This is a genomic window from Rhizobium sp. 01T437 (assembly GCF_056398505.1).
Genome location: NZ_JBFTPM010000003.1, coordinates 89,875 through 105,560, shown reverse-complemented (window position 1 = coordinate 105,560; position 15,686 = coordinate 89,875). Strand labels below are relative to the sequence as shown.

The 15,686-nt window shown below is 57.8% G+C and carries 16 protein-coding genes; 6 read left to right on the top strand and 10 right to left on the bottom strand.

All coding sequences use genetic code 11. The features are described from left to right. Nucleotides 1-22: 22 nt before the first annotated feature. Nucleotides 23-1,291: an acyltransferase family protein gene (locus AC1DM5_RS06725; protein WP_477818491.1), complete on the bottom strand. Its 1,269-nt coding sequence runs from the start codon at nt 1,289-1,291 to the stop codon at nt 23-25. Nucleotides 1,292-1,487: 196 nt separating this feature from the next. Next, a complete protein-coding gene (locus AC1DM5_RS06720; protein ID WP_477818490.1) occupies nt 1,488-2,117 on the bottom strand; it encodes an alpha/beta hydrolase family protein in 630 nt (209 codons plus the stop codon). Between the two features lie 313 nt (nt 2,118-2,430). On the opposite strand from AC1DM5_RS06720, the gene minC reads away from it, so the two are divergent. The 3 genes from minC to minE are packed head-to-tail and all read left to right on the top strand — an operon-like array spanning nt 2,431 to nt 4,274. Next, on the top strand, nt 2,431-3,174 hold the full coding sequence (gene minC / locus AC1DM5_RS06715; protein WP_477818489.1) for a septum site-determining protein MinC: 744 nt from the start codon (nt 2,431-2,433) through the stop codon (nt 3,172-3,174). 30 nt (nt 3,175-3,204) lie between these two features. Further along, entirely contained in the window at nt 3,205-4,020 is an 816-nt protein-coding gene (gene minD, locus AC1DM5_RS06710; RefSeq protein ID WP_477818488.1) for a septum site-determining protein MinD, read from the top strand. Further along, the gene (gene minE, locus AC1DM5_RS06705; protein WP_007823242.1) at nt 4,017-4,274 is read left to right on the top strand and encodes a cell division topological specificity factor MinE; all 258 of its coding nucleotides are present in this window, start codon (nt 4,017-4,019) and stop codon (nt 4,272-4,274) included. Before minD ends, minE begins: the two co-directional genes overlap by 4 nt. A gap of 77 nt (nt 4,275-4,351) precedes the next feature. Here minE and AC1DM5_RS06700 read toward each other — a convergent pair whose 3' ends face one another. The 6 genes from AC1DM5_RS06700 to AC1DM5_RS06675 form a co-directional block, all read right to left on the bottom strand. Then, a complete protein-coding gene (locus AC1DM5_RS06700) occupies nt 4,352-5,239 on the bottom strand; it encodes a MurR/RpiR family transcriptional regulator (RefSeq protein ID WP_477818487.1) in 888 nt (295 codons plus the stop codon). A 50-nt stretch (nt 5,240-5,289) separates the two neighbouring features. Next, the gene (locus AC1DM5_RS06695; RefSeq protein ID WP_477818486.1) at nt 5,290-6,336 is read right to left on the bottom strand and encodes an ABC transporter ATP-binding protein; all 1,047 of its coding nucleotides are present in this window, start codon (nt 6,334-6,336) and stop codon (nt 5,290-5,292) included. Beyond that, the gene (locus tag AC1DM5_RS06690) at nt 6,333-7,082 is read right to left on the bottom strand and encodes a glycerophosphodiester phosphodiesterase family protein (RefSeq protein WP_477818485.1); all 750 of its coding nucleotides are present in this window, start codon (nt 7,080-7,082) and stop codon (nt 6,333-6,335) included. Before AC1DM5_RS06690 ends, AC1DM5_RS06695 begins: the two co-directional genes overlap by 4 nt. Before the next feature lie 23 nt (nt 7,083-7,105). Next, nucleotides 7,106-7,915 carry a carbohydrate ABC transporter permease gene (locus AC1DM5_RS06685; RefSeq protein WP_477818484.1) on the bottom strand — a complete coding sequence of 270 codons (810 nt, stop codon included), beginning with the start codon at nt 7,913-7,915 and terminating at the stop codon, nt 7,106-7,108. Next, nucleotides 7,905-8,774 carry a carbohydrate ABC transporter permease gene (locus AC1DM5_RS06680; protein ID WP_477818483.1) on the bottom strand — a complete coding sequence of 290 codons (870 nt, stop codon included), beginning with the start codon at nt 8,772-8,774 and terminating at the stop codon, nt 7,905-7,907. The genes AC1DM5_RS06685 and AC1DM5_RS06680 overlap by 11 nt, the downstream gene beginning before the upstream one ends. 63 nt (nt 8,775-8,837) lie before the next feature. Then, nucleotides 8,838-10,097 (bottom strand): ABC transporter substrate-binding protein, encoded by a 1,260-nt coding sequence (locus tag AC1DM5_RS06675; protein ID WP_477818482.1) that lies wholly within the window; start codon nt 10,095-10,097, stop codon nt 8,838-8,840. 391 nt (nt 10,098-10,488) lie between these two features. Between AC1DM5_RS06675 and AC1DM5_RS06670 the strand changes: the two genes are divergently transcribed. Then, nucleotides 10,489-11,553, top strand: coding sequence for an acyltransferase family protein (locus AC1DM5_RS06670; RefSeq protein ID WP_477818481.1), 1,065 nt, complete (start codon nt 10,489-10,491; stop codon nt 11,551-11,553). 167 nt (nt 11,554-11,720) lie between these two features. Here the strand turns inward: AC1DM5_RS06670 and AC1DM5_RS06665 are convergent, their stop codons facing one another. Then, entirely contained in the window at nt 11,721-12,899 is a 1,179-nt protein-coding gene (locus AC1DM5_RS06665; RefSeq protein ID WP_477818480.1) for an acyltransferase family protein, read from the bottom strand. Nucleotides 12,900-13,504: 605 nt separating this feature from the next. Here AC1DM5_RS06665 and AC1DM5_RS06660 point away from each other — a divergent pair. Together AC1DM5_RS06660 and AC1DM5_RS06655 are read left to right on the top strand one after the other, a co-directional pair. Further along, nucleotides 13,505-14,626, top strand: coding sequence for an acyltransferase family protein (locus AC1DM5_RS06660; RefSeq protein WP_477974789.1), 1,122 nt, complete (start codon nt 13,505-13,507; stop codon nt 14,624-14,626). After that, the gene (locus AC1DM5_RS06655; RefSeq protein WP_477818478.1) at nt 14,626-15,255 is read left to right on the top strand and encodes an SGNH/GDSL hydrolase family protein; all 630 of its coding nucleotides are present in this window, start codon (nt 14,626-14,628) and stop codon (nt 15,253-15,255) included. Before AC1DM5_RS06660 ends, AC1DM5_RS06655 begins: the two co-directional genes overlap by 1 nt. A gap of 113 nt (nt 15,256-15,368) precedes the next feature. Here the strand turns inward: AC1DM5_RS06655 and AC1DM5_RS06650 are convergent, their stop codons facing one another. Further along, nucleotides 15,369-15,620, bottom strand: coding sequence for a serine O-acetyltransferase (locus tag AC1DM5_RS06650; RefSeq protein WP_477818477.1), 252 nt, complete (start codon nt 15,618-15,620; stop codon nt 15,369-15,371). Between the last annotated feature and the right edge of the window lie 66 nt (nt 15,621-15,686).

Sequence of the window (15,686 nt, the reverse complement as noted above, 5' to 3'; positions counted from 1 at the left end):
GAGACGTTGGAGATTCGATCACTCAAGCGCGCGACACGCGGTCGCGAGACGGTGCATCATGGCTGTCGCCCACTTTTTCTTCTCCATCGAGGGCGTTTTGCATTTCTTCGAGAACTCGAATGAGCTGCGAGGTCGCCGGCGCATTATCGCCTGAGGAGACTGTGTCGGAAGCGATATTGGCGGGCGTTTTCTGGCCCGTTCGCGATAGCACCGGTAGCAGGTTGACGATGAGTGAGGCGAAGAACTTCTTTCGGCGTTCTGCGACTTCCGCCAACAGGAAGCAAAGGATGAAACAGGCGACGAGCAAGGCAGCCGCCATCGGAACGTGCTCCTCCACCGGATGCAGGAAGGCCGCAAACATCAGGATGAGCGGCTGGTGGACAAGATAGAGCGTAAAACTGCCGCCCGCCAGCCATTTGATCGTCGGCCCTGTCTTCTCGAACAGTACCGGAGCATCATAAAGCAACGATGCCGCGCCGATGAGGTGCAGGACCACCGCAACGCCGATCAGATTGAAGTATACGAAATTGATCACTTCCTGAGACAGTGACCAGGTATCGTACATGTTGGTCGCAGCGCGATCGGCGAAAAACTTCAGGCTGAAGAACAGCAAAAGCGATGCGCCGATCATTGCGATGGAGACGGCGCGCCGGAATGGCGGGCGTTCGATGACGCACTTCATCGTCAACCAGCCCATGAGCCACAGCGGCATATACATCAGGATTTTCGGGCCGGCGACCGCGGCCCATAGGCACAGCAATGGTATTTTCGCGCGCCGCGGTGAAAAGGCGAACAGGGCGAAGAACAGGTAGTACTGAACTTCGAAACCAAGCGACCAGTATGGTTCGCCACTGCCAAAAACGGCATGGGCAAACCACAACTGATTGGTGAAGGTCACATAGGCGAGCGCGGCTTCGATTGATACCGGAGTGAAAAATCCGGTGTTGATGAAATCATAGTAAAAGGCGTTTGCGTGCATCCCGATGCTGTCGGCCACGAAGATCACTGCAATCGCCAGCAGAGCAACAGGCATTATTCGAGCGAGACGCGCGACGAGGTATACGCGCCATTCTCTTTCGCTCACCTGCCCGACGTAGCTGATGACAAATCCTGAGAGAACAAAGAAAACCGCGACGGCTTCCCGTCCCCAACCAAGAGGTCCGATCTTGATGGTGGGGAGCAGGAAAACATGCGCATGGGAGAGAAATACGACAACGGCTGCGCCGAGCCGCAGCAGATCAAGATAGATGGAAAGATTGCCGTCAATCTTCCTGCCTTCGATCGCGCGCATGACTGTTTTCCCGTCGGATGACAAAGGGCATGTTCAGCTGGAAGCCGCTTTGTTCAGGAGCTGATTTCTGCGCGGATGCGCGAGGGCGCATTCGATCAAGCAAACCTTTTAAAAATGTTTACTGAACAAGCTTAAATATTGAGGAAACGGTTGATATTAGTGGGAATATCGCGTCGGGCGAGCGTTGATTTGTTCGTTACAACCGTTCTGCCCAGGCCGTCGTATATTCGGACAGTCGCCGCATATGGTCGCCAGTGGAATATCCGGAGATCTTCTTTCGCGGCTTGAGATCGTGGTCGCCATCTTCCAGCCAGAGCAGATCGATCTGATCTGAGAGCGTATAGGATGCGACCTCTTCCCTTGATCCGAAGGGATCACGCGTTCCCTGGCAGATCAATGTGGGCGTGCGCAGGCTTTCCAGATGCGCGGTGCGAAGCTGGTCCGGCTTTCCCGGTGGGTGAAACGGATATCCGAGGCAAAGCAGGCCCCGGACTTTCTTCGCCACAAAACTCTCGTCGGCGATCATGCTTGCAACGCGGCCTCCCATCGACTTACCACCGATGATGAGTCTGCCGGCATTTAGTTCGCCGATCGCCGCGCGATATTCATCCAGGAGATGGTCGGCACGCGGAGGAGGCTTGACCGCTCCGGTCAGGCGGCGCTGCGCCATATAGGCGAACTCGAATCGCGCCACCCTAAATCCTCCGTCTGCGAGCGCTTTCGACAGATCCGTCATCGACGCGGAATCCATCGCTCCGCCTGCGCCATGAGCCAGGAGGATCGTGAAGGTGGCCGTTTCCGGTCCTGTGATCAAAAAGCTGGTCATTCCTTTTCCGTATGCTCTTATTGTGAGTCCATCATATTGGTAGCGTCATTCTGCGAGCGAACGCGCGATTTTAGCAAGAGTATGGCGTTTCATTCGAACAAAGGCTTTCCGATTTCCTGTTGCGTTTGAAATCAAGAAAGGCCCTGATTTTTCGTGAGAAGGCCCAATTGTAACCGGCTGGAGGCGCGAAATTTGTGGGTGGGTCGCCGCCGCTTCCGGGCGCCATTTTTTGGTCCCGCCAGCCCTGCGTTAACGATTTGTTAACCATGAAGCAGCTAAAGCTTTTAAATCGAAATTAACCAAGTTTACTAACGTGTTAACCGAAGCGCGCTCCATTCGTATCAAAGGCAGATCGTTTCTTGCGGTCGTGCTGACGCCTGATCTGCCATTCGAGGACTGGCTCGTGCGCCTCGACGACCTCGCTGCGCGCTCCGCTGGGTTTTTCCTCGGCAGGCCGGTGGTTCTGGATGTGAGTGAGCTCTCACTGGATCGTGCCGCGCTCAAGGCAATGGTTGCGGCTCTCGGTGAGCGTGGCGTCAGGGTGATGGGCATTGAAGGCGCACGGCCATCGCAGCTCGATGCCAGCATGCCACCCGGGATGGTTGGTGGGCGCCCGGCTGCTGACGTGGAGATGCCCGCAGCTGATGCCCAGGCGCAAGCGCAGAAGCCAGGTAAGGCGCAGCCGGCCGAGGTGCGGGAAGTTGTTGCGCCGATTGTGCGCGCTGCTCTGTCGTCGCTGGTATTGCACGAACCGGTACGCTCCGGCCAGTCGATCGTCTTCCCTGAAGGGGATGTAACGGTCATTGGATCCATCGCTTCGGGGGCTGAAGTTATCGCTGGTGGCTCGATCCACGTTTATGGCGCGCTTCGTGGACGCGCACTTGCCGGATCGATCGGTAATTCGGCGGCGCGAATCTTTTGCCGCAAGCTTGAGGCCGAGCTTCTGGCAATCGACGGGATCTACAAGACGGCGGACGATCTGCCGGCGGAGCTGCGCGGTCAGGCCGCACAGCTATGGCTTGAGAACGACGCGATCATGGCATCGCGACTGACTTAACTGGGTGAATGGTTGAAACAGGAGAGGGATATGGGAAAAGTCATTGTTGTAACCTCGGGTAAAGGTGGCGTTGGCAAGACAACCTCGACTGCAGCGTTGGGGGCGGCGCTGGCGCAAAGGAACGAGAAGGTTGTCGTCGTCGACTTCGACGTCGGTCTTCGCAACCTCGATCTCGTCATGGGTGCCGAACGTCGGGTCGTCTATGACATGATCAATGTCATCCAGGGCGATGCGAAGCTCACGCAGGCTCTGATCCGCGACAAGCGGCTGGAGACACTATTCCTGCTGCCGGCATCCCAGACCCGCGACAAGGACTGCCTCACCGAAGAAGGTGTCGAGCGCGTCATCGGCGAGTTGAAGAAGCATTTCGACTGGGTCATCTGCGATAGCCCGGCCGGTATCGAACGCGGCGCAACGCTGGCGATGCGGCATGCCGATATTGCTGTCGTCGTCACCAATCCGGAAGTTTCCTCGGTGCGTGATTCAGATCGCATCATCGGCCTTCTGGATGCCAAGACGGAAAAGGCGGAGCGCGGCGAGCGCATCGAAAAGCACCTGCTTCTGACCCGCTACGATGTCACCCGCGCCGAACGCGGCGACATGCTGAAGGTGGATGACGTGCTCGAGATCCTGTCGATCCCGCTGCTCGGCATCATCCCGGAAAGCATGGATGTGCTGCGTGCTTCCAACCTCGGCGCTCCGGTGACGCTTGCAGACCAGAACAGCACCCCGGCAAAGGCCTATTTCGAAGCAGTCCGCCGCCTCAACGGTGAGGTTCTCCCGGTGACGGTACCAGGCGAGAAGCGGGGTCTGTTCGGTAAGATCTTCGGACGGAGGGCAGCATGAGCGTATTCGATTTCTTTCAGAAGAGAAAAACCGCGCCGGTTGCGCGCGAGCGCCTGCAACTGCTTCTGGCACACGAGCGTATGTCTCCCGGTTCGGATCTCGTATCTCTTCTCAGGGAGGAGATCCTTGCCGTTATCGCCAAACACGTCGAGATCGAGGGCGATCGCCTGCAGATAAGGATTGATCGCGGCGAGAACGTCTCGATCCTCGAGATCGACGTCGAGATCCCCGCCAAAGCCGCCCGGGCGGCATGAGGTTCGAATAGACTATCCGGGAGATCGAAATGTCTCCCGGATAGGTCATCGTGATGGCACGCGGCAGATTTCTGTTGCTACAGGATCACCGGCGACAGACCGCAGTCCGCGCGAAACGCCTTAAAACCACTGAGCGCACGCAGCGAGCGGCCGTCATCGATGGCGGCGAGGTCGAGAATGACAGCATTGGCGATCGTCATGGGAACGACGAGTGACTGAGACTCGCCGGCTTCACCGCGGGAAACCGAGATCTGACGGTCGGGTGCAGGATCGATGCGGGCGCTGAGCAGATCGGTCAGCGCCAGGACCTTGGCGCCTGTTTCTGCGGCAATCTTTCTGATCTGATGGATGAGTGGCGAGGCCTTGCGGAAAGCGAGCAGCCAGACGACGTCGCCAGGTCCCAATGTCGCGAGCGCTTCGGCGATCAGATGCATCTGGCTGGCGAGATCGACTGCCGGATAGCCCGAGCGATTGAGCCTCAGCGCGATGAGCGAGGCAAGGGCGGCAGAATGACCACGCCCGAAGACGAAGACCCGGCGGCAATCGCGCAGCACTTCCGAAAAGCCTCTGACATCGGCGTCGGAGACGGCGTTGCGCACCTGTTGGAGGGCTGCAATCTCGCTATCGAGAACGGAGGAAAGCACGCCGCCGTCTTCTGCCCGGACGAGACGGGCGGCCATGCGGGCGGCCGGACTTTCGAAATCGCCGCCGCCTTCGATGAGATTCGCCTGCAGGAAGGTGCGGAATTCAGGATAGCCTTTGAAGCCGAGGCGGCGTGCCAGCCGCACGGCTGAAGCCGGGTGCACTCCGGCGCGGAAGGAGACGGCCTTGCCGTTTTCCATCGCCGCGCGAATGGGATCCTGCATCATCACGTCGAGAAGGCGCGTGTCGGCTTCTGTAAGCTTTGTCGAGTTGCGGCTGATAAGATCGCCGAGAAGCTGCGGAATTTCGCTCTGTCTTTCCATTGCATCACTTCTTGCGGTGCCGCTTCCGAGACCGGAGCGGTCAGCGGCGTCTAAATTCGACGATCTCCGGCTGAAAGATCGACGCGGCTCCCGCTCTGGTTATCGAAAAACACCGCCTGGTCAAGGTCGCACATGACCCAGAAGTTGTCGGCATGGCGCGGCACGTCCTTGCGCGAACTGGTGAGCGTGATGCGTCCGGCCGGGCTGTCGCAGTGCAGGATGATATCAGAACCTGTCATCTCTGACAGCATGAGCCGTACGGGTAGGGCGGGTTGCGCAGGTTCTTCGGCGCGGATCGCCATGGATTCGGGCCTTAATCCGGCGGTCAGTCCCTGCCGGCCCTGCCAGCCGGGAAGATGTTCGACAGGCAGGAAATTCATCGCGGGAACGCCGAGGAAGCCCGCGACAAAGCGGTTCTGCGGCTGGTCATAGATCGCTTCAGGAGTGTCGAACTGCAGGAGATCTCCGTCCTTCATCACCGCGATCCTGTCGGCCAATGAGAGTGCCTCGGTCTGGTCATGCGTCACATAGACGATGGTGGCGCCGAGCTGGCGGTGCAGCTCCTTGATTTCGGTGCGCATGGCGACGCGCAGCGCGTTGTCGAGGTTCGACAGCGGCTCGTCCATCAGGAAGATCGAACTGTTGCGCGCCATTGCCCGGCCCATCGCCACACGCTGACGCTGGCCGCCGGAAAGCGCGCCCGGCTTGCGGTTGAGATAGGGTTCGAGCTGCAGTGTCTTGGCCACACTTTCAGCCCGCGCATTGCGTTCGGGCTTGGGCATGCCGCGCAGTTCGAGGCCGAAGGCGATGTTTTCGCGCACGGTCATGTGCGGATAGAGCGCATAGTTCTGGAAGATCATGGCAATGTCGCGATCCTGCGGCGCAAGATCGTTGGCACGCCGGCCGCCGATTTCGATATCGCCCTCTTCGCAGCGCTCCAGCCCGGCAATCAGGCGCAGCAGGGTGGACTTGCCGCAACCCGACGGGCCGACGATGACCACGAACTCGCCCGACTTGATATCCATGGACACGCCGTGCAGGATTTCCGGCCCACCGGGGTAGGACTTTCTGATGTCGCGAAGGGTGATACCGCTCATTGTGCGGTCTCCGCTTCGAAGCGATTGCGAATGGCGATGGCAAGGCTCGGCCGGTCCGTCGTGAAGACCTTGACGCCGAGCGCTAGCACCTTCTCGATCTGCCGTGCCGAATGGGCGGCCCAGCAACCGAAATCGAGACCGGCTGCCATGATTTCGGCCATCAGAGCGGAATCGGCGGTATCCACATGGACGCCGATTTCGGGGATGTCATGCGCTTTCGCGACTTCGATCACAGCCTTGGTCCCAAGCTGACGCAGCACTGGCGGGCTGACGAGCCAGAGCTTCGGCTGGCTGGTGGCTGCCGACAGCGCATCCTGCGATTCCAGTAGAAAGGAAGAGAAGATCGTCCTTTCGAGCATGCCGTGGCGCGCGAGCGTTTCGACGACGCGGGGCACGAAGTTGTCGTAGGGGCGGCCATCGACGCCAGGTTTGATCTCGCAGCGAAAATTTACCGTGCTGTCGGAATAGATCGCACAGAGTTCTTCCAGCGAGATCGGATGTCCGCCGGCGCCGTAATTGATGACGGCGGCGCGAACCTCCGCTTCGCTCATGGCGGCGATCGCGCCGGTCCGGTCCGTCGTGCCGTCAAGCGTTGCGTCGTGATGGATCATGATCGCGCCATCGGCTGTCGGATGGACGTCGAACTCCACCTCTTCCAGCGGCATTTTTGCGGTTGCAACGAAACCTTGCGGCGTGCTGTCGCCGAACTCCAGAGTGCCGCCGCGATGCGAAGCGATGCGTGTCATTCTATGCTTGTCCTTGTTCATGATTATTTGACCGCGCCGAGCGTGATGCCGCGCACGAGATGGCGCTCGACCAGCAGGAAGCCGAGCAGCACGGGCAACATGCTGAGGGTGCAGGCGGCCATGACGAGCGGCCAGTCGACCAGGCCCTCGCCGGGATTGATACGATAGAGGCGGGCAAGGCCGATCTGCAGCGTGTAGAGGTCTTCCTTGCCGACGGCGACCAGCGGCCAGATGTAATTGTTCCACTCGGTGATGAAGATGTAGAGGCCCATCGAGAAGATGGCCGGCCTGGCAATCGGCACGATCACCCGCCAGAGCACCTGCAGCGGTGTTGCGCCATCCATATAGGCGGCTTCGTCCAGCGCTTTTGGAATGCCCTTGATGTACTGGCGCAGGAAAAAGGCAGCAAAACCGTTCGAGATCGCCGGTAGGATGAGGCCAGCATAGGTATCGAGCAGGCCGGCCTTGGCGAGTGTCAGATAATTAGGGATCAGGCTTATATGGCTCGGGATCATCAGCGTGGCAACGGTGGCGCCGAAGAGCAGGTTGCCGCCGCGAAATCTGTAGCGTGCAAAGGCGAAGGCAGCCATGGTCGCGACCGTGATGCCCAGCAGCGTCACCAGACCGGAGACGATGATGCTGTTCAGAAGATAGCGAGCGAAATTGTACTCGGTGACGGCACGAACATAGTTGTCCAGCGTGAACTCGTACCTGCCCGTGTAATAGGCTTGCACCGTCTCGAAGGACATCCAGATCGAATAGAGCACGGGCGACAGGAAGATCAGCCCGGCAAGCAGCGCGAGGCCGGTGACGATTGGGTTCTCAAGCTTCATAGTGGACCCTCCGGCCGATGACGAGGGCTTTGATCAGCGCCAGCAGGATCAGGAAGATGAAAAGCAGGACGGCGAGCGCCGACCCCCTGCCGATGTCGAAGAGGGTAAACCCGACGCGATAGAGCAGGTTGACGAGCATGTCGGTAGCACCTGCAGGGCCGCCATGGGTCATGATGTTGACGATGGTGAAGACCTGGAAAGCCTCGATCACGGAAATCACCAGCAGGAAATAGGTGGTCGGCATGACGAGCGGCACGGTGATCCGGCGGAACACATGGAAGCGCCGGCCGCCATCGACGGCGGCGGCATCATAGAGCTCCTGCGGCACAGCCTGCAGGCCTGCGATATAGATGACGATATCGTAGCCGAGCTGTTTCCACGTATTGACGAAGATCAGCACCCACAGAGCAAGCTGCGGATCCTGCAGCCATTGCACCTTGCCGAGGCCGAGCGAGGTCAGCGCGGCGTTCACCATGCCGTAATCGGTGGCGAAGACCCAGGAAAAGACGACCGCAATCGAGACGGTCGATGTGACTGAGGGGAGGAATAGCGCCCCGCGCAAGAGCCGCGAGGGCAATGTCTCGCGGACGAGATAGCTTGCGACAGCCAGCGCCAGCGCCAGTCTGATCGGTACTGAAATCAGCGCGAAGATGGCGGTGACCTGCAGCGAGTTCCAGAAATCGCGGGAGTTCAGAAGCAGGCGGTAGTTCTCAAAGCCGACGAAAGGCATGGTCGGCGACAGGAAGTCCCAGTGCCGGAAGCTGAGGTTCACGCTGGTGATGACGGGAATATAGGTGAAGACCGTGATGAAGAGGATCAGCGGTGTAACGAGAAGATAGGGTGTGAGTTTGCGCAGCATGGGACCGGTACAGTTGAGACGACGGGCCGTTCAAGGCCCGCCCTCTTGGCTTGGGGGAGAGGCTTAGTTGCTGGAACGTTTGGCTTCTTCTCGGGTCTGTTCAGCGAAGTCCTTCATCGTCTCTGCGACATCACGCTGGCCGAGTGCCATGGCTTCCCACATCTTGTACTCGGTCGTGCGCATCCAGGTGACGACAGGCGGACGGGCGCGGCCATGGGCGAATTCGAGCTGTTTGATGGCGACGTCGATACCCTGCTTCTTGGCAAGTGCTTCGGCGGCAGCCGGCTGAGCGGCGCTCTTCTTGTTGATCGGCAGGTAGCCGGTTGCGGCAAACCAGATGGCATTGGCTTCCGGCGAAGCGGCATAGCTGATGAATTTGTAGGCAGCGTCCTGAACATCCTTCGGCGAGGTCGACAGGATACCGATACCGGCACCGCCGATCGGAACGGAGCAGATCTTGTTGCAGGGCATCGGGCGGACTTCGAGCTTGTCGCCGAGCGCCTTCTTAGCGCCACCATAATCACCCGTCGAGTTGAGTGATATGCCGACCTTGCCAGCGAAGAAAGCGTCGCGGCCGACATCCTCATCGGTGACGCCATCGGGAGAGGCAACCTTCTGGTCATGAACCAGCGACGCCATCCACTGATAGGCCTCGATCGTGTTCGGTGAGTCGAGCAGGATATCGTTGGTCTTGGAATTGATCAGCTCGCTGTCGTTGGACATCACGAGACCCCAGCGGGCGAACTGGCCGGGGGCCGCAATACCGCTGATGCCTTCCGAGCCGAGCTTCTCGGTGATTGTCTTCGAAACGGCAAGAATATCTGCGAAAGTCTTCAGCGAGGGTTCCGTCGTAAAGCCGGCACGCGCCAGGATGTCCCTGTTGTAATAGAGGACAGGCGTCGAGGAGTTGAACGGAACGATGTAGTTCTTGCCGTTGTAGACGCCGACCTCACGTGCATAGTCGTATAGGTCGTCCTTCAGCGGGTCGGCGTTGAAATAGGGCGTGAGGTCGATCAGCGCGCCGCGGTCGGCGAAGAGACCGTAGCGGGTGACTTCCATGATGACGGCATCCGGCGCACGTTTGGCGGGAATGGCCGCCTGCAGCTTGGCGACGATATCATTGTAGTCACCGACGAATTCGCCTTCGATATGGATGCCGGGATTGGCGGCTTCGAAATTGGCGATGATCTTGTTGAGCGCCTCGCCGGAGGATTTGCTGAAGCTGTGCCAGAACTTCACGGTCGTATCGGCATGCGCCGAACCGACCATGGACATCAGGGCGACAATGCTGGCTGCGACTGTATTCTGCAATTTGTTTGACATAAATTTCTCCTCTGCAAAAAAAATTGCATTCCGTTTTGGCGACGATTAGCGCGCAGACGAGACAGTTTCTTGAAGGCTGTGTGAAGTTTTGGTGACGGAGGAGGTGGTGCGATCCCCGAGCCGCTATGCGCAGCGGAAGAGAGCTTCAATCCCAGCGGAAGCGAATGGGCCGGCGAGCGGCGATCTGGTTGGATTTTCGTAGGTTAGCGCGAATGAAGTTGCTTTCCGGTACGCGCAATAACGTTCTTCTGCTGAAAGTTGACTCCAGCCTATCAACATCGTTCCGGGTGGGCTCAGCGTGCGCCGCGGGCGCTTTGTGCTTTGCACGTCGCCGACAGCGTGATATTCCCGACAACGCCCGCCTTTATCTCAAATGCTAAATAGAGATCATATGTCCCAGCAAGAAGACGCGGCGAAGACGTCGCAGATGGATGCAGCCCCACAGCCCGTAGCAAGACCTCAGCGCAAATGGCTGGGTGATATCGAACGCCTCAAAGGATTGGCTATCATCCTCGTCGTCTGGGGGCATACCTATGACGCTGCCTTCCCTGTATGGGCTATTGATCTGCGCAAGGCGATCTATGCTTTCCATATGCCGCTCTTCATGTTCCTGAGCGGTTATGTCTTCGTCTATGTCGGCGCCCACAAATTGAAGGGTTCGTTGTCCGCCTATACGTCGAAGCGAGCAAAGCGGCTTCTTATTCCGTTCTTCATTATGGCCGCGATCGTCATTCTCGGAAAATTCTTCGCGGGCCAGTTCGTATCGGTCGACAAACCCGTCAATGACCTGCTGCTCTCTGTCCAGCACGTCTTCATCCACACCGAGCAGAGCCCATCCATGTTCGTATGGTACCTGATCGTACTTTTCTACTTTTCGATCGGTACGACGTTTCTCTTCTCGCGCATGAATGTAAGCCTGAACATATTGTTTGCGGCGTCGATCATCATGTTTGGCCTGCATGTCGTGATGTTCTACAGTGACGCGATATTGGACTACATCTATATAAACCGCATCTTCATGTTCTATGCCTTCTTCATGGCCGGCTGCACTGCCTGCCTGCACAGGGGCGTTTGGGAGCCGTTCGTCGAGCGGTATTTCATTCCTGCAATAGCTGTCTTCCTCGTGCTTCTCTATGTCTCGTTCGATTCCGAATGGCGCTATTTTCTCGTTGGCATGGCATCGCTCGTCGTGTTCCATGGCCTCATCCGCTCCCGGCTTTGCAATCAGAACCGTCTCCTGGAATTCATTGGCCAGAACGCCTTTGCCATCTATCTGTTGAACACGATGTTTGTCGGTGCGGTGAAGGCCGTCTTCGGGCGGTTCTTCTCGGTCAGCGATCAGGCGCTGCTGCTTCTCGTGCTTGCAACAACGGCAGGCGTTGTCGGGCCAATTATCGTCAAGTATGCGATCGGCCGCATCGGATCGCTGCGTCCAATTGCGGCTGCCATGGAATGAGGAGAGAGGCGCGGTCAGAACGGGCCGCGTATTCAGTGCAGCTTAGGCTGAACCAGCGGAGCAGCCACACTCTCTGTTTCAGGTAATTTCAGGCGGCAAGTGCTTGACAAGTTGCCCATCGAAAACGGCTTTCCCAACAAGGAAAGCCGTTTCGGTCACTTCCCGCTTCAGCTGGCGGTGCGTGTTCTCGCTTCGGAGACATCAGTCTCATCATCGGTCGGTACCGTCCGGTAAACCTTCTGGCGTTCGTCTTCGACGCTCTTGCTGCCGGCTTTCTTGGACCAACGCTTTGTCGCCGTCGTCGTCAGGTTATAGAACGCATAGGCTATAACGATTGTCAGGATCAGGCTCGTTGAGAACTGTAGCCAGTAGTTTCCGGCAAGGACAAGCCCGACGACAAACCATACGTGCAGATGCCAAAGATACATCTCGTAGCTGATGCGCCCGCCCATCTGGATGGGTCGCCATTCTGCCAGGCGAACGAGTTTCTCCGTTGCTGTTCCGAAAACAAAGGCGTTGATCAGCAGAAACATGCCGAGACCGTGAACGGTGTAGCGGAAGGTATCCTGGAAAAACTCATTGCGGAAGGCAATGCCGCCAAGCAGAAGAATGATGGCAAACAGGAAGGTCTTCCAGCCACGAAATTTGACCAAATGGTTTCTGGTTGCTTCATTCGCGAGCCCGAATGTCAGCAGGCAGCCCCAGGCGATCGAATCCAGGCGCGTCAGCGTAAAATAATAGTTGAAGCTTTCCGGGTCTGTAACGGTGCAGGCGGCCAGGATGCGCAGTACCAGGCTGAAAATCAGGACGCCGATAAGAAGAGTAACGCGAGAAGACCATGTGCGCAGGGCCAGAAGCAGGAACGGGAAGAACATATAGAAATGCTCTTCGACAGCCAGCGACCACAAGGGACCGTAGCTGTGAATTCCTTCGGGCATCGGAGTGAAGACATTCATCACGACCGGTACGTTGCCGAGATAGAAGATCGCCAGCAGAATCTGGCTGAGCACCACGTTTTCGCGATCGAAAATCAGGTAGATCGGCAGGGTTATCGCGATCATCAGAAAAAGCGGCGGCATCAACCGTAGAAATCGTCGGGCAAAAAAGCGCGGCAGGGACATTTTCCCATAATGCCGTTCTTCCGATAGCAGCAGCCTCGAGATCAGAAATCCGCTGATCGCGAAGAAAATTGTGACGCCGAAACCGCCGGGGATCGCGGCAGAGAGGCGGAAATGCGCCACGACGACGATCAGGACCGCGGCAAGCCGCAAGCCGTCAAGACCTCTTATGTAACCATAGGCGGGGCTGTCGGCCGGCGGCGGGGAAGCAGGTGCTAGCAGCGTCATTGAAAGCCTTTCGTTCGCTCGATTTTCATCGATGATTCAAGCAAGATTTTTACCGCTGTCACCCATGCACGCCGGTCTATGCTTCCGCGTGTCATTATTGGCAGCGGTTATGTCTGTCGGTACCTGAGAAGAGCCGAGAACGATTTTGTCCCTGCTTTCTTAGGACCCCAGAGTCATCGCGTCCAGAAGCATTTTCTCTCCGGCTTCAATTCGGATAGGAGAAATTGGCGACGAATTCCGATATGATACCGCATTGCAACAAAATTCGGAACGGTTCCTAGCGAGATCACAATATTTCGCGAAATTGTCACAGTCGCGCCGTTTGCGCTTCCTTCCGTTGTGCTACGGTGCCAATCGAAAATGGCTCGCTGCTATGCTGGCGTGAAGGGGCTTATGGCTTGGCACGGCTGCATTCCGTTGATAGTCTTGGGCCTGATTTAAGTGTAGAAGCTGGAGAGCGCTCCATCGCCAACCCTTCCAAACGGCTCCAGAATTCCGTCAAAGCTGCCCGATGAAGCTCCAGGACGTCTGTTGCGGTCGACATCGATGGCCGGACGCCAGGTTCATCTCTTCGGTCTGATATCAATACCTGCCAAGGAACCAGTATGCACGAAATCTATCAGAAGGTATTCGGTGTCGGCAAAGCTATCAAAGGTCTCGACGGCCTTCGAGCGATATGTGTTCTCTTCGTTCTGACCGATCATGCAGGCCTGACCAAAAGGTCGGAGTCGGGCACGCTTGCCGTTTGGGTATTCTTCGCCTTGAGCGGCTTTCTCATCGTGCCAATCCTGTTTCGGGCGCGGCAGCGCATCGAAGCGGGCAGCTCCGATGCTCCGACCGAGATCGTGCTTTTCATGCGCAATCGAGCCTTGCGGATATTCCCGGTCTATTATCTGACGCTCGCTTTGATCTTCCTGTCGACCGTCACCGTCGTCGCGGGCGACAATGTCGACAAATTTTACGGCAGTATCAGCTGGCTCCTGACCTACACGACGAATGTCTATATCGGCTTCGTCAGACATGATTGGCTGGGGCCGTTGTCTCACCTGTGGACGCTTGCGGTGGAGCAGCAGTTCTACGTGCTGTTCCCGCTGCTGTTCATCTGGCTGCCATCCCGATTCTGGCGGTCCAGCCTTCTGATATTCCTGKTTCTGTTGCTYGCGGTTTCGAGCCTGTGGGTGTTCGGCGACGAACTCATGTTCCGCGTCAATTCGCTGTCGGGCTTTTATGCTATTACAGTTGGCGGAGTTTTTGGCCTCGTCGCCAGACAGCTTGGCGCGGTCAACTTACGTTTTTCCGGTTTGGCGATCCTTGCGCTCGGTGTGATTCTGGTTCTGCAGCACCTCTATTTCATTTTTGGCGGACATCCGAACGCAGCCCTGATCATTGCTCCGCTTCTGTCCGGATTGCTGATCTTGCTGGTGACGGTCTGCCAGAACTCTAGCGCGACCCGATTTCTTGAGCTTCCGCTGATCCGCGGCGTGGGCGTTGTCAGCTATGGTTTCTACCTGTTTCACGGTCTGCTGCTTGGTCCGTCAGGACGGCTTGTCGCGATAGCAACGGGGATGCGGGACGGGACGGTCTTCCAGATCATGCAGATTGTTACGGCCTTCATTCTGACGATGGTCGTATCGATTGCTTCCTTCGTCTTCTTCGAAGAGAAGATCATGCAGATGAAGAAACGGCGAGCGGCGCCCACAACCGTTGCCGCCGGTTCGAATGGCTGATGAAACTTGCTGCCGGTTTGATCGCTCTCTTTCTTCTGCAGGGGGCTGATGTGGCCGCGGCAGGACTGAAGATCGCAACATTCGGAACATCGCTAACGGCGCGGGGCGGGTGGCAGGCAAGTCTCGAGAATGCTCTCGAGCAGTGCCTTCACCGTCCCGTTGATATCACCGTTGTGGCTAAGAGCGGCTCAACGACGGAATGGGCCTTATCTTCTGTGGACCGCGTGATCGCCGAGCGCCCGGATATAGTGCTCGTCGAGTTTTACGCCAACGATGCTGCCCTGAACCGCTGGATGGGGGTCGGCGTCAGCCGGCGGAACTTTTCAACCATCCTCGAAAGGTTGCGGATGGGACTGCCCGATGCACGAATCTTCATGATGGTGATGAACCCGATGTCGGGCTTGCGGGGGGCGATCAGGCCGTTTCTAGAGAGCTACATTTCGGCTCACCGCAGCGTTGCCGCAGAATGGAACGTTGCGGTCATCGATCATAGCGCCGGCTGGGCGAAGTTATCGAGTGACGAGCTCTCGACGGGCATCCCGGATGGCGTCCATCCGACCGCTGCGGCTGCGGCAAGTGTCATGGTCCCGACAATCGTCGAGGCGATTGGCGGGACATGCTCCGACTGACGTCGGTTCAGGCAAGATTATCATGCCCGAAAGAAGGCTCTCGACGACATCTGAATGCATTGGGCGCTTTAATGAAGTTCGCCAATCGATTGCCGGTTGGCAGCGATGTTCGGTCAGCGATTGTTGTTTGATCTTGGCTGGACGATGGCGGGGCCGGGCGCTTCTTTGTATTTGATCTTCGCCGGCACGCCGACAGCGATAGCTCCGGCCGGCACGTCCTTGACGACGACGGCGTTCGCGCCGATGACAGCACGTTCGCCGATGACAACGGCTCCCAGGATCTTCGCACCCGCGCCAACGTCCACTCCATTGTGCAGGATCGGAACCTCGTTGGGCTTGTCGGCCGATTTGTTGCCGATCGTCACACCTTGACGCAGACGGACGTCATTGCCGATCCGCACTTCCGAATGGACGATAATCGATCCGAAATG